General features: G+C 70.6%; 20 protein-coding genes. 9 read left to right on the top strand and 11 right to left on the bottom strand.

Translation table 11 applies throughout. From position 1 onward, the window contains the following. Positions 1-128: 128 nt before the first annotated feature. Positions 129-1,451 carry an MFS transporter gene (locus tag ACNTMW_RS19510; protein WP_426635109.1) on the bottom strand — a complete coding sequence of 441 codons (1,323 nt, stop codon included), beginning with the start codon at positions 1,449-1,451 and terminating at the stop codon, positions 129-131. A 488-nt stretch (positions 1,452-1,939) separates the two neighbouring features. Between ACNTMW_RS19510 and ACNTMW_RS19505 the strand changes: the two genes are divergently transcribed. Beyond that, the gene (locus ACNTMW_RS19505; RefSeq protein WP_426635108.1) at positions 1,940-2,635 is read left to right on the top strand and encodes a GntR family transcriptional regulator; all 696 of its coding nucleotides are present in this window, start codon (positions 1,940-1,942) and stop codon (positions 2,633-2,635) included. 102 nt (positions 2,636-2,737) lie between these two features. Here the strand turns inward: ACNTMW_RS19505 and ACNTMW_RS19500 are convergent, their stop codons facing one another. The 4 genes from ACNTMW_RS19500 to ACNTMW_RS19485 all read right to left on the bottom strand — a co-directional run bounded on the left by ACNTMW_RS19500 (position 2,738) and on the right by ACNTMW_RS19485 (position 6,553). Continuing rightward, entirely contained in the window at positions 2,738-2,860 is a 123-nt protein-coding gene (locus ACNTMW_RS19500; protein ID WP_426635107.1) for an MFS transporter small subunit, read from the bottom strand. Next, entirely contained in the window at positions 2,857-4,314 is a 1,458-nt protein-coding gene (locus ACNTMW_RS19495) for an OFA family MFS transporter (protein WP_426635190.1), read from the bottom strand. The genes ACNTMW_RS19500 and ACNTMW_RS19495 overlap by 4 nt, the downstream gene beginning before the upstream one ends. A 500-nt stretch (positions 4,315-4,814) precedes the next feature. Beyond that, positions 4,815-5,426: a response regulator transcription factor gene (locus ACNTMW_RS19490; RefSeq protein WP_426635106.1), complete on the bottom strand. Its 612-nt coding sequence runs from the start codon at positions 5,424-5,426 to the stop codon at positions 4,815-4,817. Between the two features lie 530 nt (positions 5,427-5,956). Then, on the bottom strand, positions 5,957-6,553 hold the full coding sequence (locus ACNTMW_RS19485; RefSeq protein WP_426635104.1) for a hypothetical protein: 597 nt from the start codon (positions 6,551-6,553) through the stop codon (positions 5,957-5,959). A 689-nt stretch (positions 6,554-7,242) separates the two neighbouring features. On the opposite strand from ACNTMW_RS19485, the gene ACNTMW_RS19480 reads away from it, so the two are divergent. The 3 genes from ACNTMW_RS19480 (at position 7,243) to ACNTMW_RS19470 (ending at position 11,053) form a co-directional block, all read left to right on the top strand. Then, positions 7,243-9,435 (top strand): MMPL family transporter, encoded by a 2,193-nt coding sequence (locus tag ACNTMW_RS19480; protein ID WP_426635103.1) that lies wholly within the window; start codon positions 7,243-7,245, stop codon positions 9,433-9,435. A 278-nt stretch (positions 9,436-9,713) separates the two neighbouring features. Next, positions 9,714-9,923 (top strand): hypothetical protein, encoded by a 210-nt coding sequence (locus ACNTMW_RS19475; protein ID WP_426635102.1) that lies wholly within the window; start codon positions 9,714-9,716, stop codon positions 9,921-9,923. A 41-nt stretch (positions 9,924-9,964) separates the two neighbouring features. Next, positions 9,965-11,053, top strand: coding sequence for a LacI family DNA-binding transcriptional regulator (locus ACNTMW_RS19470; protein ID WP_426635101.1), 1,089 nt, complete (start codon positions 9,965-9,967; stop codon positions 11,051-11,053). Here the strand turns inward: ACNTMW_RS19470 and ACNTMW_RS19465 are convergent. The 3 genes from ACNTMW_RS19465 to ACNTMW_RS19455 form a co-directional block, all read right to left on the bottom strand. After that, the gene (locus ACNTMW_RS19465; RefSeq protein WP_426635100.1) at positions 11,028-11,705 is read right to left on the bottom strand and encodes a permease-like cell division protein FtsX; all 678 of its coding nucleotides are present in this window, start codon (positions 11,703-11,705) and stop codon (positions 11,028-11,030) included. The genes ACNTMW_RS19470 and ACNTMW_RS19465 overlap by 26 nt on opposite strands. Continuing rightward, a complete protein-coding gene (locus tag ACNTMW_RS19460; protein ID WP_426635098.1) occupies positions 11,686-12,195 on the bottom strand; it encodes a SigE family RNA polymerase sigma factor in 510 nt (169 codons plus the stop codon). The genes ACNTMW_RS19465 and ACNTMW_RS19460 overlap by 20 nt, the downstream gene beginning before the upstream one ends. 169 nt (positions 12,196-12,364) lie before the next feature. Continuing rightward, positions 12,365-12,940, bottom strand: coding sequence for an NUDIX hydrolase (locus ACNTMW_RS19455; protein ID WP_426635096.1), 576 nt, complete (start codon positions 12,938-12,940; stop codon positions 12,365-12,367). A 106-nt stretch (positions 12,941-13,046) separates the two neighbouring features. Between ACNTMW_RS19455 and ACNTMW_RS19450 the strand changes: the two genes are divergently transcribed. Both ACNTMW_RS19450 and ACNTMW_RS19445 read left to right on the top strand, forming a co-directional pair. Continuing rightward, positions 13,047-13,793, top strand: a complete 747-nt coding sequence (locus ACNTMW_RS19450) for an alpha/beta hydrolase (protein ID WP_426635095.1) — start codon at positions 13,047-13,049, stop codon at positions 13,791-13,793. 969 nt (positions 13,794-14,762) lie between these two features. Then, positions 14,763-15,098: a hypothetical protein gene (locus ACNTMW_RS19445; protein WP_426635094.1), complete on the top strand. Its 336-nt coding sequence runs from the start codon at positions 14,763-14,765 to the stop codon at positions 15,096-15,098. A 413-nt stretch (positions 15,099-15,511) separates the two neighbouring features. Here the strand turns inward: ACNTMW_RS19445 and ACNTMW_RS19440 are convergent, their stop codons facing one another. After that, a complete protein-coding gene (locus ACNTMW_RS19440; RefSeq protein ID WP_426635093.1) occupies positions 15,512-16,282 on the bottom strand; it encodes a hypothetical protein in 771 nt (256 codons plus the stop codon). A 316-nt stretch (positions 16,283-16,598) separates the two neighbouring features. Here ACNTMW_RS19440 and ACNTMW_RS19435 point away from each other — a divergent pair, with 316 nt between their 5' ends. Together ACNTMW_RS19435 and ACNTMW_RS19430 are read left to right on the top strand one after the other, a co-directional pair. Next, positions 16,599-17,390 (top strand): LamG domain-containing protein, encoded by a 792-nt coding sequence (locus ACNTMW_RS19435; RefSeq protein WP_426635092.1) that lies wholly within the window; start codon positions 16,599-16,601, stop codon positions 17,388-17,390. A 118-nt stretch (positions 17,391-17,508) separates the two neighbouring features. Further along, positions 17,509-19,035 (top strand): cellulase family glycosylhydrolase, encoded by a 1,527-nt coding sequence (locus ACNTMW_RS19430; protein ID WP_426635091.1) that lies wholly within the window; start codon positions 17,509-17,511, stop codon positions 19,033-19,035. Here the strand turns inward: ACNTMW_RS19430 and dpgB are convergent. Together dpgB and dpgA are read right to left on the bottom strand one after the other, a co-directional pair. Continuing rightward, positions 19,025-19,762 (bottom strand): enoyl-CoA-hydratase DpgB, encoded by a 738-nt coding sequence (gene dpgB / locus ACNTMW_RS19425; RefSeq protein ID WP_426635090.1) that lies wholly within the window; start codon positions 19,760-19,762, stop codon positions 19,025-19,027. The two genes, ACNTMW_RS19430 and dpgB, sit on opposite strands and share 11 nt — an antisense overlap. Before the next feature lie 29 nt (positions 19,763-19,791). Beyond that, the gene (gene dpgA / locus ACNTMW_RS19420) at positions 19,792-20,895 is read right to left on the bottom strand and encodes a 3,5-dihydroxyphenylacetyl-CoA synthase DpgA (RefSeq protein ID WP_426635089.1); all 1,104 of its coding nucleotides are present in this window, start codon (positions 20,893-20,895) and stop codon (positions 19,792-19,794) included. 397 nt (positions 20,896-21,292) lie between these two features. Here dpgA and ACNTMW_RS19415 point away from each other — a divergent pair, with 397 nt between their 5' ends. Then, on the top strand, positions 21,293-22,111 hold the full coding sequence (locus ACNTMW_RS19415; RefSeq protein ID WP_426635088.1) for a polysaccharide deacetylase family protein: 819 nt from the start codon (positions 21,293-21,295) through the stop codon (positions 22,109-22,111). The last annotated feature ends 41 nt before the right edge of the window (positions 22,112-22,152 follow it).

The following is a 22,152-nucleotide window of genomic DNA, read 5'->3' as shown; positions in this document are numbered from 1 at the left end:
GGATTCGTCGAGAGACCAGCCGCGGTACGCCGCGACGTCGAAGGCGACGCCGTTGAAGGCCGAGCCGTTGAAGGCCGAGCCGTTGAAAGCCGAGCCGTTGAAGGCTGAGCCGTTGAAAGCCGGGTTGGTCATGACCGGACCACCGTTTCGCGCAGTTGGTCGACGGAGTGCAGGTCCGCGCCACGGGTCTCGGGCGCGAACGCGAGGGCCACGACGGTGACGAGCAGTGCCGCGACCACGTACAGGGATACCGCGAGCGGTGTGTGGTACCCGCGCAGGAGCGCGAGCGAGATGATCGGCGCGAGCGCCCCACCGAGGACCCCGGCGATCTGGTACCCGAGCGACGCCCCGCTGTAGCGCAGCCGGGTACTGAACAACTCGGCGACGAACGCGGCCTGCGGCCCGTACATGGCGGCGTGGCAGGCCAGTGCCACCACGGCGGCGAGCAGGATCGCCGGGAACGAGCGGGCGTCGAGCAGCGCGAAGAACGCGAAGACCCACAGCGCCGCGCCGATCGCGCCGGCGAGATACACCGGCCGCCGGCCGAGCCGGTCCGACAACGCACCGAACAGCGGGATCAGGACGAGCTGGCAGGCGGAGCCGACGAGCACCGCGGTGAGCGCCGTGCTCCGCGGCAGGCCCAGCGTCCCGGTCACGTACGCCAGGATGAACAGCGAGAACGTGTAGAAGGCGACGTCGGTGCCGATCCGGGCACCGACGGCCACCAGCAGTTCCCGGGGATGCTGGCGGAAGACGTCGACGATCGGCAGCCGGGCCTTCACGCCGGCCCGGTCGATCTCGGTGAACAGGGGTGACTCGGCGATACCCAGCCGGATCCACAGGCCCACCGCGATCAGGGCGCCCGACAGCAGGAACGGCACCCGCCAACCCCACGACAGGAAGGCGCCGTCGGAGAGCAGCCAGCTCATCAGCCACAGCACGGCCGACGCCAGCAGGTTCCCCATCGGAACGCCGACCTGCGGCCAACTGGCGGCGAGACCCCGGCGATCGGCGGGCCCGTGCTCCAGCGACATGAGCACCGCCCCGCCCCACTCACCGCCGAGTCCAAGCCCCTGCAGGAACCGCAGCGTGACCAGGGCGATCGGGGCGGTCACCCCGACCGAATCGTACGTCGGGAGCACGCCGACTCCGAATGTCGCGGCGCCCATCAGCAACAGCGTCGCGACCAGCACGTTCTTGCGGCCGAGCCGGTCTCCGTAGTGGCCGGCGACCGCGCCGCCGATCGGGCGCGCCACGAAGCCGACCGCGTACGTGGTGAAGGCGAGCAGGGTGCCGACCAGGGGCTCGAAGGTGGGAAAGAACAGCTTGTTGAAGACCAGCGCCGCGGCCGATCCGTACAGGAAGAAGTCGTACCACTCCAGGGAGGTGCCGACGAGGCTGGCGACGACGACCCGCTTCAGCGAGCCGGCGTGGGCGGAGATGCGGTTCATCGCGTTGGTCCTTCCGGCCGCAGGGACAAACTCGTACCGGCTGGTCGCCACGACATCGATGTGGTGGCGGGCCGAGGCGGGGCGAGGGGCCAATGTGGTGCGTGGGACCGAGGTGGTGCATGGGACCGAGGTGGTGCGGTATCGAGATGGCGCGAATCGAGGTGCTGCAGGACCCCGAGGTGCTGCAGGACCCCGAGGTGCTGCGGGCGCCGGGGGCTGACGGGTGGATGCCCACCGGAGGCTGGAGGCGGCGGGAGCCGTCGCGTACTCCCGAGAGTAGGAATTGTTCAACAATCCGGCAAGGGGTCGATCCCTACATCCGGTACGCTATGCATCATCAGAAAATCCGGCACCATCAACGGACCCGGCATCGCCAACGGGATCCGGCCCGTCGACTGACCCGCATCAGCTCCGTCTCGTCGGCAACCCCCGCCTCGTCAGCGGACCAGCCCGGAGGGCTCGCACCAGCGGCGACGAGAGGTGGCACCGTGAGATCAGCAGCCGCGCACTCCTCGGCAGACGCGCTGGCCGGCCTCGAGGCGCTGCACGCGCGGTCCAGCACGTCGGAGCAGGCCGCCGACGCCATCCGCCGGCACATCACCGAGGGTCGGATCCACCCGGGTGCACAACTGCGCGAGGAAGCCGTCGCCGCCGCGCTCGGCGTGTCCCGCAACACCGTCCGGGAGGCGTTCCGCGCGCTCTCCCGAGAGGGGCTGGTGGAGCACGCCCTGCACCGCGGCGTATTCGTGCGCGAGGTGACCGCCGACGACGTCTCGGACATCTACCGGACCCGGCGGCTGCTCGAGCCGCTCGGGCTGCGGGCCAGCGCCGGCCGAGGTGACGCGATCCGGGCACTCGACGGCATCGTGCGTGAGGCGGAGGCGGCCGCGGCCGCCGAGGACTGGGCGTCGGTGGGTACGGCCGACATCGCCTTCCACCGGGCGCTGGTCGACGCCTGCGGCAGCAGCCGGGTGACCCGCCTGTTCGACCAACTCTTCGCCGAACTGCGGTTGGCGTTCGCGGTCATCGACTCTGCCCGGACGCTGCACGAGCCGTACGTCGCGCGCAACCGGCGGATGACCGAACTGATCACCACCGGTGCGGTCGATGAGGCCTGCCGCGAACTCGACAACTACCTGCGCGATGCCGAACACCAGATCCTGGCGGCCCTGACCGGGTCATGAACCCGCCGCGCCGCACCGGGAGCGGGGCTGACCGGGCCGGCCGTGATCAGCCCCGCTCAGCCGGAGAGCAGCTCACCCAGAGCAGCTCAGCCAGAGTACGGTTCAGCCAGAGAAAAGCTTGGCTGCGGTTACGGCGGTCTGCGCCACTCCGTACCCGAGCAGCACCACGACCAACAGCCAGGACAGCCAGAGCCGGGCCGACCGGTCACCCGATGGGTCACTCATCGCGACGTACCTTTCTCGGAAGCGACGGGGATGTCCGTGCCGGGGGTATCCGTGCCGGCGGTGTCCGCGCCGGGGGTGCCGACGGTTGCCGGCGCCGGTTGGTGGTGCAGGTGCTCGGGCACCGGCCGGACCAGCAGGTTGGCTACGAATCCGACAGCCAGGACGCCGACCATGGTGAACAGCGCCGGCCGGTACGCCGTCCAGGTGAGCGTGCCGGGCTTGCCCTGCGCGTCCAGGAAGCCATTGATGATCAATGGACCCGCGACACCGGCCGCCGACCACGCGGTGAGCAGGCGGCCGTGGATCGCGCCGACCTGGTAGGTACCGAACAGGTCGCGCAGGTACGCCGGGATGGTCGCGAAGCCGCCGCCGTAGAACGACAGGATCAGCCCGGCGAGCGCGACGAACAGCGCCGTCGCGACGTGCCCCACGGACGCGAGCAGCGTGTACAGCACCATTCCACCACCGAGGTAGAGCAGGTAGACGGGCTTGCGGCCGGTGAGGTCCGACGTGGTCGACCAGGCGAACCGGCCGGCCATGTTGAACAGTGACAGCAGCCCGACGAAGCCGCCCGCGGCCGCCACCGACACGGTCGAGACCCCCTCGGTACGGAAGAAGTCCTGGATCATCGGGCTGGCCTGCTCGAGGATGCCGATCCCGGCGGTGACGTTGCAGAACAGCACGATCCACAGCAGCCAGAACGAGCGGCTGCGCAGGGCGTTCGCGGCGGAGACGTCGGCCGTGGTGACCAGGGGTTGGGCCGCGACCGCTGTCGGGTCGTACCCGGCGGGGCGCCAGCCCGGTGCCGGGACCCGGACGTTGAACACGCCGAACATCATGATGATGAAGTAGCCGACGCCCAGCGTCACGAACAGCCAGACCAGTGCGCTGCCGGACGCGACCGATCCAGCGTCGGCCGGGTCGTACGCGGGATCGTAGAAGGTGAGCAACTGCCGCGACAGCGGACTTGCGACGAGCGCGCCACCGCCGAAGCCCATGATGGCCAGCCCGGTCGCCAGGCCGGGACGGTCCGGGAACCATTTCATCAACGTCGACACCGGCGAGATGTACCCGATGCCCAACCCGATTCCGCCGAGGAAGCCGTACCCGAAGTAGAGCAACCACAGCTGCCTGGTGGCGATGCCGATGGCGCCGACCCCGAAACCCGCCGCCCAGAAGCAGGCCGACACGAACATGGCCTTGCGCGGGCCGTTGGCCTCGACCCAGGTTCCCCCGAAGGCCGCCGACAGGCCGAGCATCACGATCGCGATACTGAAGATGATCCCGATCGCGGTCTGGCTGGCGTGGAAGTGCGCCAGCAGCGAGTTCTTGTAGACGCTCGTCGCGTACGCCTGGCCGATGCACAGGTGCACCGACAGCGCCGCGGGCGGGATCAGCCAGCGGCTGTAGCCCGGTGGGGCGATCGTGTGTCGATGGTCCAGCGCTGATGGCAGCCGCACGGTGCACCTCGTTTCGTCCCGGGCACCGTGGGCGGCGGGCACGACGTGGTGGTTCCCGTCCGTGGCGCTCCCTAATGCCCTGTTTGCGCCTTCTTTCGCCCGACCGTAGTGCCCACCGGCGGCAGTCACAGCCGCCGATGGGTCGCCGGAGCGCCGGACGGTCACTGAGCTGAGCCGAGCGGCTCGGCCGGGCCGTCACCACACCGAGCGGACCGGCTCGACTCTGCCGTTCGCCGGGCGGGGTGGCACCCTGGTCGTCATCGCCCGCTGAACGGGTTCGGCGCCGCACGCCCACCGCACCCCCGTCCGGGACGGCGTCGGTGCCGCCACCGGTGACCACTACGCCCCGCTGGTCGGCTCACCAACGCGCCCCGCTGGTCGGCTCACCAACGCGCCCCGCTGGTCGGCTCACCAACGCGCCCCGCTGGTCGGCTCACCAACACACCGGGAACCGTTCGGGCGCTGGGCCGGCCGGCGCTGGTGACCTCCAGTGATCAGGTCCACCCCCGCTCCTGCGCGATCCGGATCGCCTCGATCCTGGTACGCGCGCCGGTCTTCGCGATGACCCGGGAGAGGTAGTTGCGGACGGTGCCGGTGGTCAGGAAGAGCTCGGTCGCGATCTCTTTCGCCGGCGCACCGTCGGCGGCCAGCCGGAGCACCTCCCGTTCGCGCTCGGTCAGCGGGTTCTCGCGGGCCTTCAGCGCTGCCACCGCCGCCTTGGCGTCGAGGACCGGCTCACCCCGTATCAGCTGACGGACACTGTCGACAAGCTGCCGCGGGGTCGCGTCGGTGGTGAGGATGCCGACCCGCGGCGCCCACCGGGCGAGGATGCCGCTCAGCGCGCCGCCGCGCCGGTCCAACAGGACCAGGACGGAACAGCTCGGCGCGGAGGCGCCGAGCTTCTCGCACACGTCAGGAACGGTGAGCGATCCGGGCAGCGCATGATCGAGCACCACCGCGTCCGGCCGTCTTCGCGCCGCCATGACCGGCACGTCGTCGGTCTGGTCCAGCTCCCCTACCACCTCCAGGTCGTTCTCCCTGGTCAACACGGCGGCGAGCGCCTGGCGCCACACCCGTGCTTCCTGTCCGAGCAGGATTTGGATCAACCCTCCCCCTGTCTTCAGTCGGTGTCAGGCTCCGGACCCCCGTCCACGCAGCCATACCTGGTGGCGACGGCCGCCCGACGTCAGGTAGCGCAACGGCGGTGATGCTGATCCTCCCCAATATCTGCCATGTGCCCGGAGGGCGCCATAGCGACACACGGATTACCAACAGATACGCGATATGAATGGCCAGGCATTTACATGCTTTGGCGTGAACTAGACAATTTTCAGGAATCAATGCGGAACCCGGCGGCAGGTCCGGGGTCGCGCTAGCTCATTACTTCGCAGTACGCAAGGGTATTCCGGAATTTCATTTCTCCGATGACGGCCGTTCCGCCACCTGAACGGCGCGGAACGTCGTCACAGTGACCGGGCGGGACCGAAGGCAGCGCCAGAGTCGCCCGAACTCGGGCATACCGGCACAGCCAGCACCCGGAGCGACAGCACATTTCGGACGCGGACAGGATGGCAGGGCACGGAGACGACGGCACGGCGACGACGGCACGGCGACGCGCACCGGCGCGGGCGGCGGATCAACCGCGGTGCAGTACACCCTCGCGGACGGCACGGAACCGGCCCTCCGCGTCCTCGATCGTACGGTTGAAGAAGAACACCAGACCCAGACTGCCGTGGTCAGCCCACGCGCAGACGGCCACCGGCACCGCCGTACCGGCCGCGGCCAAGGTGACGGAGCCACACCTCGTCGTCCCGCCGAGCGGACCGGCCGGCACGGCACGGACGTCCGACAACGGCGTACCGGAGCCCTTGGACACCCCCCGCAACGCCGCATCGAGCTCCTTGGCCGGGGCGAGAGCGAGCTTCGTACCGGCGACCAGCATGACCAGTTGCTGACGGTCACCGGCCGGCGCGTAGAACCCCGCGACGGTACTGTCGGCTTTGACGCTCGACTTCACCTCCTCGGTCATCTGGTCGACGATCTGCTGCAGTTCCGGGTCGTGGAGCCTGGTCAGGCCCGCGACCTCGGCGGGATCGTCGACGCTCGACGGATACTCACGGATGATCGGCCCCAGGGCCACCAGTCCGGCGGCACCACCAAGCAGTACGAGAACGCCGAGCACGGCAAGCGTGATCGTGAGCGCGGTGCGCTTCTTCGCTGTCGGCGCCGGCACCGGTGACGGAACCGGCGGAACCGGGCCACCCAGGGCATGCGGCCCGGCGGGCGGCCTCGGGGACACTGCCGACGGAGCGGGCGGCCTCGGAGACACTGCCGACGGAGCGGGCGGCCTCGGAGACACTGCCGACGGAGCGGGCGGCCTCGGAGACACTGCCGACGGAGCGGGCGGCCTCGGAGACACTGCCGACGGAGCGGGCGGCGTCGGATTCCGCACCGACGGCAACGGATTTCCGGCGGTTTCCGGTTGCGGGTTTTCGCCGGACTCCGGCGACTGCGACGGATACGACTCGGTCACGTTCGATCCTTCCCCGCAAATAGACGCAAGCAGGTTAACCCTCCGGCCGCTCCGATAAGAAATCAATGCTGATACACATCAGGCGCCGCCAACCGGAAAGAATTTCGCGACCGGCGCGTCCCGCAATTCGCACGCCGGTTCATCGTGTACCAGACCGCTCCGGTTCATCGTGTACCAGACCGCACCGGCCCGCCGCATACCGAACGGCACCGGCCGGCCGCGCGTCCCCGGTACCCGCACGGTGCCCTCAGGGTTCTTCCCTGAGTCTGCCCTGACCGACCCCGTGATCACTTACCGGGTACGGGCCGGGCTTCTCCCGGATGCCGGATGACGACGGTGTCCCATACCGTCCTTGAGGTCTTAGCGAATTCCCCGGAAGGAATCCCGCCGTGTCCAAGAAGCCCACGACGGTACGGGTCGCGCGTTGGAGCGCCACCCATCCCTGGCGCGCAATGACGTTATGGATCTTATTTGTCGCCGCGTGTTACGCCCTGGGCAGCGTCGCCGGTTTCAAGGAGAGCACCACCGACGGAGTGGTCGGCGAGTCCGGCCGCGCCAGCACGATCGTCGACGAGGCGCACTTCCCCAACCCGGCGACGGAGAACGTGTTGATCACGGCACGCTCCGGTTCGCTCGACATGGCGGCGGCGAAGGCGGCCGCTGACGACACGATCGGGCGGATGCGGAGCCGGTCGGATGTGACCAAGGTGGACGACCCGGTGCCGGCACACAACGGCCAGGCGCTGCTCGTGGTCGTCACGATGGCCGGCGACCCGAAGACGGCGTCCGACCGGGTCGAGCCGCTGCGCCAGGTCACGGCCGAGGTGCAGCGGGCCCACCAGGGCGTACGGGTGGAGCAGACCGGCGGCCCGTCCATCAACAAGGCGCTCAACGACACCATCGGCGAGGACTTCCAGAAGGCCGAGCTGCTCAGCCTGCCGGCCACCCTGGTCATCCTGCTGGTCGCGTTCGGGGCGCTGATCGCCGCCGGCGTGCCGGTGATCCTCGGGCTGACCTCGGTCGTCGGCGCGCTGGGCCTGTCCAACCTGGCCTCGCATCTCATCCCCGGCAACGACAGCACCAGCAGCGTCATCCTGCTCATCGGCATGGCGGTCGGCGTCGACTACTCCCTGTTCTACCTGCGCCGCGAGCGCGAGGAACGAGCCAGGGGCCGCTCGCACCTCGACGCGGTCGAACTGGCCGCTGAGACGTCCGGGCACGCCGTCGTCGTCTCCGGTGTCGCCGTCGTCATCTCGATGGCCGGCCTGTTCCTGGCCCGTGACTCGATCTTCTCGTCGCTGGGCATCGGCTCGATCCTGGTCGTCCTGGTCGCGGTGGTCGGTTCGCTGACCGTACTCCCGGCGATCCTCGCCAAGCTGGGCCGCTGGGTCGACAAGCTGCGGGTACCGGTGCTGTGGCGGCTGACCGCGCGGCGGAGCGAGCCGAAGCTGTGGCCGGCGATCCTGCGCCCGGCGCTGCGCGCTCCCCTGGCCACACTCGTTGTCTCGGTCGTCGCGCTGCTCGCCCTGGCCGCGCCTGCGCTGACCATGAAGCTCAACCTTCCCGGTATCGAGGACCTGCCCCGCACCACGGCGGCCATGCAGGCGTACGACCGGCTCACCGCGGCGTTCCCGAGCACCGGTACCGCCCACGTGATCGCGGTCAAGGCGCCGGCCGACAAGGCAGCGCAGGTCAAGGCGGCACTGACCGACCTGGCTGGTCGGGCGTCGAAGGACACACTGTTCGCTGTCGAGGACGAACCCGCCATCCGTACCAGTGCCGACGGCCGGATCACCACCCTGGAGCTGCCCACCCCGTACGGCGGCCGCAGCACCGAGGCCAGCCGGTCGCTGGACGTACTGCGCGGCAACCTGGTCCCGGCGACGATCGGCAAGGTGGCCGGAGCCGAGTACGCGGTCGGCGGCATGGTCGCCGGCAGTGCCGACTACGCCGAGCACATCAAGCAGAAGCTGCCGATCGTCATCGGGTTCGTGCTGCTGCTGACGTTCCTGGTGATGGCGTACACGTTCCGCTCGATCGTCGTCGCGCTGACCGCCATCGGCCTGAACCTGTTGTCGGCCGGAGCCGCGTACGGCCTCCTGACGCTGGTCTTCCAGGGCACCTGGGCCGAGGACGTGCTGGGCTTCCACAGCATCGGCGGGATCGTGTCCTGGCTGCCGCTGTTCCTGTTCGTGGTGCTGTTCGGCCTGTCGATGGACTACCACGTGTTCGTCGTCAGCCGGATCCGCGAGGGGGCCCGGCACGGCATGCCGACCCGGTTCGCGGTGGCGCACGGCATCACCACCTCCGCCGGTACGGTCACCAGCGCCGCGCTGGTCATGGTCGCCGTGTTCAGCATCTTCGGCACGCTCAGCGCGATCGAGATGAAGCAGCTCGGCGTGGGTCTCGCGGCGGCGATCCTGCTCGACGCGACGATCATCCGCGCCGTGGTGCTGCCGTCGCTGATGACGCTGCTGGGCAAGGCCAACTGGTGGGCGCCCCGGTTCCTGCGCCGCCCCGGTGACGACGTCGAGGTACCCGAGCCGGTTGCCGGACACCGGGAGTTGACCCCGGTCGGCTGATCCCCTCCGTCGGGCGTCTCCGTCCGGCACCCCTTTCGCGATCGTGGGCATCTGGCAGGCCGTAAGTCCGCCAGGTGCCCACGGTCCGTTGCACCCGCCCACTGCACCGGCCCGCCGCACCCGCCCGCCGCACCCGCCCGCTGCACCCGCACGATCCTCGATCGGTAGGCGTTACTTGACCGGTATAGAGAAGCGGCGTACTGTACCGGTACAGAGTCCGCAGGACCCGATTCGGCGAGACCCAGACTCAGCGAGACCGGGAGATGGTTCCAGTGGAAATGCCTGCCGCATTCGTCATCGCGCTGAACGAAGCGCACCACGACCTCAACAGCGCGCGACCGGACGCCCCGGTGGTGTCCGACAGCGAACCCGTCGGATGGACCCGGACGATCCGGGCGGCCCTGTCGGAGGGTCTGCACCGGGCGGCTCGGGCCATCGCCCCAGCGGAGCCCGGCCCGGCGCCGGTCGAGCACTGCCCTGCCCACTAGCGCTACCGTGATGGCCGAGCGGAAGGGTCGGTGGTGACGTCGTGCCGCGGGTGACCTTGCAGACGATCGCCGACCGGGTCGGCGTCAGCCGGATGACGGTGTCGAACGCGTTCTCCCGGCCCGACCAGCTGTCCGCCGCGCTTCGCGAACGCATCCTCGCCGCCGCACAGGAGCTCGGCTACGTCGGGCCCGATCCCGCGGCCCGCGCCCTCGCCCGGGGTACGACCGGGGCGGTGGGGATCGTCCTGACCGAGTCCCTGCGGTTCGCCTTCACCGACCTGGTGGCCACCAGCTTCCTCGGCGCGATCGCCGAGGAGCTGACGCCCACCGGGCTGGCGCTCACCCTGCTCAGCTCCTCCGGCGACGGCGATGTCATACCCGCCCGGGACGTCGCGATCGACGGGGCGCTGGTCTACTCGTGCGACCCGACATCGCCGGCGGTCGACTGGCTGTCGCGGCGCGGACTCCCGCTCGTCTTCGTCGACCAGGATCCGGTCGACGGCGTGTCGAGCGTCAACGTCGCGGATCGGCACGGCGCCCGGGCAGCCGCCCGGCACGTCGTCGACCTCGGGCACCGCCGGGTGGGGCTGATGATGTCGGGTCTCCACGGTCCACATGGGGTCATCGAGGACCCGGACCGGCTCGTCGACGGCCATCCGTCGAGGCAGCGCATGCTCGGCTGGTTCGACGCCCTGCACGCCGCGGGCATCCGGCCGATGATCAGCCGGCAGCGGGACGCGCGCGTCGAGGAGGTGCGGAGCGGGGCACGGCTGCTGCTCGACCGCACCGACCGCCCGACGGCGATCCTCTGCTTCTCCGACGCCATCGCGTACGGCGTCGTCCAGGCCGCCACCGACCTGGGGTTGCGGGTACCCGAGGACCTGTCGGTCGTCGGGTTCGACGACAACCCGCTCGCCGGTCAGGTCCGGCCGGCCCTGACCACCGTGCGGCAGGACGTCGAGGAGAAGGGCCGGGCCGCGGCGGCCGCCCTCACCGCGGCCATCGTGCGCGCCCGTACCGGCAGGCCGGCCGAGGTGCGACGGATCCTCCTGCCCACCGAGCTGATCGTCCGCGACAGCACCGCACCTCCACCCACCGGCCGGCTCAGGATGACGGAACCACCTCGCTGACCCCTGGCAGGCGGCGCACCGCCGCCTCAACACGCGGATAGTCCTCGGGCGAGAACAGCGTGACGTCGAACGCCTCGGGCAGGCTCTCCGGCCTGGTCGCCGCGACGAGGTCGGGCGCGAAGCAGAACTGGGCCGCGAAGCGGCGCCACTGCTCGTCGTGGCTGAGGAAGCCGATCGCGGTGACCTCGGGCAGGCCGCGCAGCGTGGCTTCGACGGCCGACTTCTCCGCCGGGCTGACCGCGTGCGCGAGAAAGATCCGCACCGCCCGGCTCCGACCGGCCGTGCCGCTGCTCGGCGTGGCCGACGGGCCGAGCCGCCCCGGCGAAGACGCCGGCGAGGTACCCGAGGGCCCCGGTGACACGCAGCCGGAGGGTACGGCGGTGCCGGTCGGAAGTCCGGCCCGGTCGCCGGGGCCGGAGCCGGCGGTGACCTGTGGCAACCGTCCGCCGGGTCCCCCCTCGGCCGCGAACAACGGCGGCAGTACGGCCGCTCCGGCGAGCGACACGCCCACCGCCACGGCGGCCGTCACGCCCACCGTCCTCCGCCGGCGCCGCGCCCGGCCGCGGGCCCGGATGGCCTCCGGCGGGGCCAACTGGAGGCCGGCCACGTCCTGCTCCAGTTCGGTCAGCGCCCTACGAATGCGCGACGACATCAGCGTCCTCCCTTTCGTCAGTGCCCAGCAGCGCCGCGAGGGCGGTACGCGCCCGGGACAGGTAGACCTTCACCGTGCCGACCGGCATCCCGGTGCTGGTCGCGACCTCGGCCACCGGCATGTCGTACAGGTGGTGCAGAACGACGACCCGCCGCTGCGCCTCGGGGAGCCGACGCAGCGCCGTTACCAGGGCCACCCGGTCGGGCGTGGGACCGGGTACGGGCTGCGGCTGACCCAACCGGGCCCGAACCGCGAACCAGCGGCGTACGCTGCGCCACCGGTTCGCGGTCAGCCGCCAGGCGACGGTACGCACCCACCCCTCGGGGTCGTCGTAGTCGGCCAGCGTCGACCACTTCTGCCAGGCCCGGGCGTACGCCTCCTGCACCGCGTCCTGCGCCTCGGCCAGATCACCGCACGCCGCGTAGACGTGGTGGATCACCCGCCGAGCGCTCGCCAGGTAAAAGGCGTCGAAATCATCGGTCTCGTCCATCCGCACCATCCCTCGCCAGGCCGTCACATCTATACACAGCGCGACGGCAGCGACGGTTACACCGACGGCAGAAGCGGGCGTGCCGGACGGAGCGGTGCCGGACGGAGTGGGCGGAGCGGCGCCGGAAAGAGCGGCCGGGTGCTCCTCCCGGCCGCGGCGCTCCTGCCGGTTATGCGGCGGCGGCGAACAGCCGGTCGACCCGGGCCAGCAGCTCGTGCACGCTCGGCTCGGCGGTCAGTGCGTACGCCTCCGCTACGGTGAGCCACCGCAACTGGGCGGCCGGATCCTCCGGCACCACGGCGTCGGGGCGATCGGTGGCGAGCAGGTACCGCACGTCGGCGTGCTCGTGGGCGGGTTCGCGTGCCGAGGCGGTGACCGGGACGACCACGACGTGCACGATGGTGGCGTCGGGCCACGGTACGAGATCGTCGAGGCCGGTCTCCTCACGCCCCTCGCGGAGCGCGACGGCGAGGGGGTCGACCTCGCCCGGGTCGGCGTGCCCGCCGACCTGCAACCACGCCTGCTGGCGCGCGTGCCAGCGCAGCAGCACCCGGCGGGTGGGCGGGTGCACGATCGGCGCCGACGCGGTGACGTGCAGCGGGGTCGACCGTGGCCACGGGTCGGCGGTGGCCAGCAGCGCGCAGACGCGGGCGAGATCGGCCGCCTCGGTGGCGCCGCGGGGTACGTAGTCGGCGAGGGCCTCGGCGAGCGGCCCGGAGGCGTGGGGTGCGACGGGTGTTGTCATCAGCCGACGAGCGTACCGAGGAATCTGCGGCTTAGCCGGCCCGAACCGGGGTAACCCGGCCACAGGCCACCGGCGGTGGACCGACGACGAGGAGGCGGGAAAGCCGATGCCCATCGTGAGCGAGCCGGCGCCGGCCCACCCGCAGATCGAGGAGAACTCCCAGCACGGGCGGCTGGCCGCCCGCCCGTACCCGCCGGTGTCGGCCGCCGCCGGGACCGGCCTGCTGTCGTTCGAGGGGCCGGCCGGCGACCTGCTCGGGCTGGCGTACGTGCCAGCCGCGGTCGACGCCGGACCGTACCGCCTGGCGCTGCTCCTGCACGGGGCCGGCGGCACGCCGCGGCACGGCCTGGACCTGCTCCTGCCGGTGGCCGACGAGCACCGGCTCCTGCTGCTGGCCCCGAAGTCGACGCTGGCCACCTGGGACGTCATCGTGGACGGCTTCGGCAAGGACGTGCGCCGCATCGACCGGCTGCTGGAGGAGATCTTCGACGCGTACCCGGTGGACCATGTCGTGGTCGGCGGCTTCTCCGACGGCGCGTCGTACGCCCTGTCGCTCGGGCTGACCAACGGCGACCTGTTCGGCGCGGTCCTCGCGTTCTCCCCCGGCTTCGCCGCGCCGCTGGTGGTGCACGGGCGGCCGCGAGTGTTCGTCTCGCACGGCGTCGCGGACGCGGTGCTGCCGATCGACGTGTGCAGCCGGCGGCTCGTGCCGCGGCTGGAGGTCATGGGCTACCCGGTCGCCTACGAGGAGTTCGACGGCGGGCACGAGGTACCCGGGCCGGTGGTCGACGTGGCGGTGTCCTGGCTGATCGCCGGGCCCGAGGAAGCGGTCACCGTGCTCGCCACCGAGTGACCGTCTCCCTGCTCCATGGACAACGTCACCACCTGGTCCCGTGATGCGGGCACGTCGCGCACGACGGGTACGACCACGCCTCGGTCCGGAAGACGATCCAGTCGCGGTGGGGGGCAGCCCGCGCTGACCGCGCGTGATGCCGCCCGCCCGCGACCCGGCCGAGGTGCTCGACGTCGATCGGCCGGCGGACTGGCGGATCGGCGGGGTAGCCACGCGGACAGCGAGGCAAGGTCAGGCGGGCCGGGAATCCGTCGCCACGCCTGGCGGTGTGGCAGCAAGACCACCGCCGCCAACCCGACCGCGGCGATGCGGTCGCGGTTTCTGGCCATCCGGGCGCACCCGGCCAACCGCCACATCCCCGCGCCGACGGCGCTCTGCCCGATGCGTGGCTGCTCGACGAATGGCCGCCTGGCGAACCCGAACCGGCCAAATAGCGGCCATCCAACGTGGACACTGACACACGGCAAGGCTCTGGCCTGGCTGGCGAAAATCCGCCGGCGGGTCGAGCACGACGACCGCGAAACTCCAGACCGGCCTGGGCATCGACCACTCCGAAGGCCGCAGTTTCATCGGCTGGCGCCGCTACATCAGCCTCGCCGTGCTCGCCCAGGCGTGCTGCGCATCCCTACGTGTGGGCCCAAAAGCGGATTCGCCGACCTGACCCGCTATGCCGTCCGGTGGGAACGGCAACGGCTGCTCGCGGTCATGACCGGCACACGCCACACCGGCAAACACCCATCCACGGATACAAGATGACAAAGCACGACCAACCCCGGAAAGGACAACGCCCTTCCCACCAGCGGCGCCCACACCGCTGGCCCGCCGCCATCAATTCAGGAGCGGAAAAGGGCGCACAAGCGGCACCTAACCTGTCGACTTCGGAGCCACCCTGCATGACGTGATCCAGATCGATCACACACGTGCGGCCGCTATCCGCTGGATCCACACGCCTGGCCGAAATACCACGAAATGCTCCTCGGCACCCGTGGCAAGCCGAACAACCAGGCCATTTCGCAGCAATCCTGTCGCGCGGAGTTCAAGAATGGCCGACAAGGGATGCGCGTGGACAGCTTGTTGGATATTGAGGCCGTGCGGGACGAAAATGAGTCGCTGATTCGTCAAGAACAGCCGACCACCCACCGCTTCCCGACCCCGACGATGATTTGCGGCTCCCCTCTTGAGAACCGCCTCCCCCTTCTGCAGAGCAGGAGTACCCAACTGAATCTCCAAACCTTCGTCTACTGTGACAGCACCGATTTCAGCACCCTGCCATCCGACCCGGTTCCCGCCCACGAGCCATCATAGGTCGGAGATCGTCGATGGAAACCCGAACGGACGGTACGAACCGAAAGACCCGCGACCGCAGTGCCTGGTTACGACAGTGCCTGGTTACGACAGGGCGCGACCGGTTGGGATGCGACGGCCATAGCCGGACATGAACGTCGTCGACGCTCCGTCCGGCCACCGTCCACGCGTTATCGACCCACCCTGAGCCTTTCCCACCAGACAGTCACGGCCCCCTCTCCCGACGCAGGTACTGGGGCATCAGGAACTTCGACCGGTTGAACCAGACAATCGGCACCTGCGGCGACCAGCACCCAATCGACACCTGGAACCCACTTCAGCGTTGCGACAGTCTCGACCACGGTCCGATCGCCCTGACCACAGCCGAGATCCGCCACCGATTCGACACCTTGATGGACCCGGTCAGGCAGACCTCACCAGGCCGAAGCCAACCTCTGCGCGACCATGGGAGCCACCTGACGCATCAGCTGCTCAGCCTGCTCACGCGAGGTCGCAACGGCCTCGACCCGGGTCACCGCGTCATCACGGGAGAAGATCGCGACACAGCGAGACTTCGACGACACCTCGCAGAAGAACAGCGATCCCTCGGTCGGCACATCGGCCGGCGGGGAAACGTCCCGGACCACGGTGATGTTCGCACCGACCGCCTGGCCACGGTCCTGTACCCGGTAACTGCCGCAGCGCATCAACGAGTTGACCTCGGCCACCACGTCGGCCGCCTGGATGTCGTAGGGCTGCGCGAACTGGTCGACGAGCCGGCCGTCGTCGAACTTCCACACCTGCCGGTAACCACCCCGCGTATGCCCGTCCGAGGGGAGCCTTCCCAGGTTGCAGGCCTCGACCAGGAATTCCTTGACTGTCTCCGGTGTCGACTGGGAAGGATGGCTGGCCGTGCCGAGCGCATCCGCGGGCAGGACGGTCTTCTTCGCCCGCTCGTACTTCTCCGTGAAATCCCCGGGAGGCGCGTGCAGGGGCCACGAGGTGGTCGGTGCAGGAGAAGTGGACCGGGTGGGTGCGGGGTCGCACCCCGCCCCCACCACTGCGGTCACCGTCAGGGCAAGGCACACCGCCAGCCCCTTGGTCGTCACACGTGCCTGCACACCCACCTGCCCTATCGCGACGACGCTCGCGGGAAGACCACCCGGGATTGGGTCGTTGTAGACGCCGCGTTCCCCAGCGTCCACGTCACCGTACGGGTCATGGTGCCGTGAGAGGTGAATGCGTGTGCCCACCCCAGTTCCTGGAACCGCCCGTTCGCGGCGTCCGGCAGTACGGAAGCGATGTCCTTCGCACCGCCCGCATTGAAGTGGTACCGATCCTCCGCGTGTGCGGTGAACGGAGCGACGCGCCGTCGGGCTGACGCCCTGCGACGGCTACGCGGGCGACGGCGCCACCGGCAACGGCAGTACCGGTAACAGCGTCAACGACCCCTGCACCGCCGCCGTCGACGCCAACCGCGCCGCCGTCAACGACTGGCTGTCGGGCAGCTACCCGCTGGGCATGGGTCCCTGGTCGACGCCGGCGCTGTGCTACCTCAACTCCGATGCCGCCATCGGCGTCTCCGGCGCCAACGGTCACGTCCAACTCCACCCGAGCGCGGCCACCAGCGACCACGTCAACCTCACCAACGCCGGATACGGCGCGCTGGCGTCGGCGTACCTCGGTCCGCAGAACACCTGGCGACTCAACGACGGGGCCGACGACCCCGCTGCCACCATCGCCGGCGCCTCGGCCTCCAATGCCAAGAACCCCTACCTGCGCGGCAACGAGGCGGTCGGCAACCGGCCGGCCGACATCACCGGCGGCGCCACCTGGACCAGCGACGCCAGTCGGGGTCAGGTGATCACCCTGGACGGGACCACCGGCTGTCTGACCACGACCGACCCGGTGTTCAACACGACGGGCAGCTTCAGCGTCTCGGCCTGGGTCAACCTGTCCACGCTACCGACCAGGAACGCGACGGTGGCGGGTCAGGACGGCACCGTCAACAGCGCCTTCTACCTGCAGTACACCTACGGGCGCAGCAACGCGCCCGGCTGGGCCTTCACCCTGCCCGGCAGCGACACGGCGAACCCCGCCTTCACCGGTGCGTACGCCACCGGTGCGACCACCGGTTGGACCCATCTCGTCGGCACGTACAACGCCGCCACGAAGACGGCCCAGCTCTATGTGAACGGCACCCTGGCCGCCAGTGCCACGGGCGCCACACCCTGGGCAGCGAGCGGGCCGTACCTTCGGCACCCCACTCCGGCGGCCGCCGGGCGACAGGCAAGGACACCCCGCAGACGCTAACGTGCTGCGGGGTGCCTTTGCCGCCTCCCAATGGCCGCCGGCCCACCTGTCGTACGGTGAGACGCCACGGTCAATGGTTCGTCGCTACGAGAGGGGTCCGGTGGTACGTCCGCGTGGGGTGGTATGGCCGAGTGCGGCGGCACGTTCCCGTTCGGCGACCCGGCGCGCGACCGCGCTGGGCGTCACGCTGGCCCTGACCGCGACGGCCGGGTGTACGTCCCGGCCGGCTCCGCCCACGGCGGCCTCCCCGGCGCCCGGCGACTGCCGGGTCCGGTACGTGGCCCGTACCCAGCCTTTTGGTCTTACCGTCGACCTGGCCGTCACCCACACCGGAGCCGGCCTGCGGACCTGGACCGTGACCTATGACCTGCCGGCGGGGCAGCAACTGTCCCGCGGCTGGAACGCCACCTGGTCGCAGTCCGGCACCCTGGTGACGGCGGTCGGCGACGGGTCGCTGGCCAAGGGCGGGTCCGTGACGATCGGGCTCAACGCCACCGGCACCGGGGCCGGCACCGGAGCCGGCGCGGGGAGCACCGGTCCGGAGGCACCCGACCGCGTCGCGCTCAACGGCGTTCCGTGCACGGTCACCGTCGACCGGCAGGCCGGACCGGTGGCCGCCCCGGGTCCGGGCACCGCGCCCCGGCTGCGGGTCACGGGCAACCGGCTCGTCGACGACGCCGGCAACGAGGTCACCCTGGTCGGTGTCAACCGCTCCGGGGGCGAGTACATGTGTGTGCACGGCGGCGGTTTCTGGGACGGGCCGGTCGACGACGCCGCCATCGCCGCGATTGCGTCGTGGCGGGTGCGGGCGGTCCGGATCCCGCTCAACGAGGACTGCTGGCTCGCGACCAACCAGGTTCCGGAGCGGTACTCCGGAGCCCGCTACCGGCAGGCGGTCACGTCGTTCGTCGCCACCCTGAAGGCGCACGGCATCGTCCCGGTGCTGGATCTGCAGTGGACCTCCGGCCGGTGGACCGGCACGGCGAGCCAGTGCCGCGACTCCCATGCGCTCTGCCAGAAGCCGATGCCCGACGCGGCGCACGCGCCCGCGTTCTGGGGTTCCGTGGCCGACACCTTCCGCGCCGACCCGGTCCCGGTGTTCGACCTGTTCAACGAGCCGTACCCGAGTGACCTGGGGGTGATGTCACGCGCCCGGTCCTGGGAGTGCTGGCTGCACGGCGGCGCCGCCTGTCCGGGGCTGAGCTACCCGGCGGCCGGGATGCAGAGCCTCGTCGACGCGGTACGTGGGGCCGGCGCCACCAACCTGATCCTGGTCGCCGGCAACAGCTACGCCGCCGACCTGACCGGGTGGCTGGACCACCGGCCCACCGACCCGACCGGCAACCTCGGGGCGTCCTGGCACTCCTACGACCGGAACTCCTGCAACGATGCCGGGTGCTGGGACCGCCAGGTCGGTCCCGTCGCGGCCCGCGTGCCGGTGGTCGCCCTGGAGATCGGCGAGCACGACTGCGCGGGCGGCTACGTCACCAGCCTGATGCCGTGGCTGGACACGCACACCGCCGGGTATCTGGCCTGGACCTGGAACACCTGGGACTGCGCGGACGGGCCGGCGCTGATCACCGACTACGCGGGTACCCCGACCCCGTTCGGCGCCGCCGTCCGGCAGTACCTGCTCACCCGCTGACGCCGACCAGGCCGGGGGCGGCGTCGGGGCCCGTGCCGGCCAGCCGGATCGCCCGGTCGCAGGCGGCCAGGTGCGAGCCGAGCGCGTCCTCGAAGCTCGTCGCGGACGCATCGAACAGCAGTTGGCGCCGGATCGACAGTTCCTTGCCGCTGGTACCGGCGAACCGGTCGATCACGTCACGGCACCTGGCCGTGAGGTCGCCGGCGACCTCGTCGAGCAGGCCCCACTCGACGGCGTGCGCCGCGTCGAGCGCGGTGCCGAACAGCGCCAGCCGCCGCGCCCTGGCCACCCCGACCTGGTTGGCCAGGCGGTGGATGGCCATCCCCGGCCAGGTGCCACGCCCGGACGTCGGCACGCCCAGCCGGGTGTCGGCGGTCGCGACGCGGTAATCCGTGGTGAGCAGGGCGTCGAGCGCGGGGCCCCGGCAGGTGCCGTCAACGGCGGCCACCGTCACGGCGGGTAGGCGTTCGAGCCGGCGGAGCGCGCGCTCCCACTGGTTGACGGTGTGGACGTCGACGTCGTAGGGCCACGCCGCCTCGACGCCTGTACGCTCCGGCGCCTCGGCACCGTCGCGCCCGCCGGCCACCCGTACCAGCAGGACCGCGTCCTTCCGGCCCTCGCCGACCTGCCGGCACACCGCGTTGACCCGCTCCACCAGCGACGCCGACAGCACCGCCGATCCGTCCAGTTCAAGATAGAAGTCCGTCAGCCGCGACAGCTCGGCCACGTCACCACTCCCCCACATCATGCCGTCCGTTACCACTGGACGAGTGCCATCTCGATCGTCGACCCGGGACCCATCGTCATGAGGACGCCGTAGTCACCCCGTGCCACCCGCCCCTCCTCCATCAACTGTTCGTAGGAGAACAGGAAGGATCCGCTGGAGAGGTTGCCGTAGTTGCGCAGCACCGAGATGGTGTGGCGGAGGTCGTACGCGGTCAGGCCAAGGTTGATCTTCACCGAGTCGATGACCTTCTTGCCGCCGGAGTGGGCGATCCAGTGCGAGATCTCGTCCCGCCGCACGCCCGTGCCGGCCAGCAACGACTCCAGGGTCTCCTCGGCGTGGGCGCCGACCACGTACGGAATGTCGCGGTCCAGGAAGAAGCTGTTCTTGTGCTGGGTGTCGTCCCAGTCGAACCGCATGGCGCCGATCGCCTCCGGGATCAGCCGGCTGGCGAACTTGAGGATCACCGCGCTGCCGTCCCCGATGGCCGGGCCGGACGCGGCGCCCGGGCCGGTCGCACCGCCGGCCCGTACGGCGACCGCCGCGGCGCCGTCACCGAAGAGGCTGTTGACGACCGCGGTGCGCATGGTGCCGTCGAAGACGTACGCGGCCGAGCAGACCTCGATGCAGATCATCACCGCCAGGTCGCCCGGGTTGGCCGCGGCCCACGCGGCGACCGGGTTCAGCCCGTTCAGGCCGGCGTTGCAGCCCATGCCGACCACGTCCATCCGGCCGCAGTCGCGGCGCAGCCCCAGCTCGCGGATGAGTAGCGCGCTGAAGCCGGGGGTCAGGAAGCCGGTCGAGGACACGCAGCACAGGTACCGGATGTCGTCGACGTCGGCCTCCGCGCGCGCCAGGCAGGCCCGCAGCGCCCGGCCGGCCATCTCGATCCCCTGTGACCGGTGCCGCTCCAGCAGTTGGCCCTGCGTCTCGGCGACCGGACCACCGGCCGGGTCGACATCCGGCAGGTGCAGGAAACGCTGGTCGATGTGACTGTTACGGAAAAGCGAGCCGATCCGCTCGTCGTCGATTCCGTACCGGGTGAGAATGTCGTCCTGCGAATACGCCGATTTCGGGTTTGCCGTGCCCACTCCGACAATGCGCGGCGAGGCGACCGACGAACTCGCAAGCATCATGTGCCACCTTCGCGTGTGAGCGTGCGTACGGGACCGGCGGTAAGCGGTGCGGACACGGCCCGAGCCGGCACACGGCGTACGGTCCGAGCTGGAGACCCTGGCCGGAGCGGCATCACCATACAGGACCACGATCGCCGGCAGCGCCTGCCGATGCGGCTTTGAGCAATCATTCACATGGATGGAAACGGACAACTTGGACGCACCATATCGGACGATACAGAGCAAACCGGCTAATCAATCGTTCAAGGACTGACTACCTATTCAGGACATTGCCGTCACACGTCCCACCGGCGGACCCGCCCGCGGTCCACGATACGGTCGGCGGCCGGTTTCGCATCCGCGTGGCGCGCGGTACTTTTGCCGTCGCACCGCCTCATCCTCCGGAGGAACCCCGACCGTGGCACCCCAGACAGCACCGGCCCAGCCCCCGCTCGCGGTGCTGATGTACCACTCCGTGTCGTCGGTACGGGAGCCTTCCCTGCGCGCGCTCGCGGTGCCACCCGAACGGCTGCGCGAACAACTGACCGCGCTGGCGGTTGCCGGCTACCGGCTCACCGGCCTGTCCGAAGCCGTCGACCTGCGGGCCACCGGCAGCACCGAGAAGGTCGTGGCGCTGACCTTCGACGACGGGTACGTCGACTTCCTGGACGCCGCGCTGCCGGTGCTGTCCGACCTGAGCGCCTCCGCCACGCTGTACATGTCGACCGGCCACGCCGGCGAGCCGGCCTCCTGGCTCGGTCCGCACGCGCCGGCCTTCGGCCCGCTGCTGACCTGGGGCCAACTGCGCGAGGTGGCCGCCGCCGGCGTCGAGATCGGCAGCCACAGCCTGCTCCACCACCCGCTCGACGTGCTTCCGGCGGCGCAGCTCGAACGGGAGATCCGCGACAGCCGCGACCGGCTCGCCGACCAGATCCAGCGGTCGGTGCGCTCGTTCGCCTACCCGCACGGCTACCACGGGGCGAACGTGCGCGCCGCGGTCGCGCGCGCCGGCCACGACAACGCGTGCGAGGTGGGGCGTCGGCTGTACACCTCCGCCGACCACCCGCTGGCGATCCCGCGGCTGCACCCGACCCCCGACCACTCCGGGGCCGACCTCGTGCGCCTGGTCGCCGACGGCGGCCCGCAACTGCTGCCCCGGATCAAGCAGGCCGCCCAGCCGGCCTGGCGGGTGACCCGGCTGCTGGCCGGGCACCTGTTCCACGTCAAGCTCACGTGACCCGTCAGCTCATCTGAACCGCCGATCAACGAGGACAGCGC

This window comes from Planosporangium spinosum (assembly GCF_049999945.1).
GTDB lineage: Bacteria > Actinomycetota > Actinomycetes > Mycobacteriales > Micromonosporaceae > Planosporangium > Planosporangium spinosum.
This window is presented reverse-complemented; position numbering and strand designations above follow the sequence as displayed.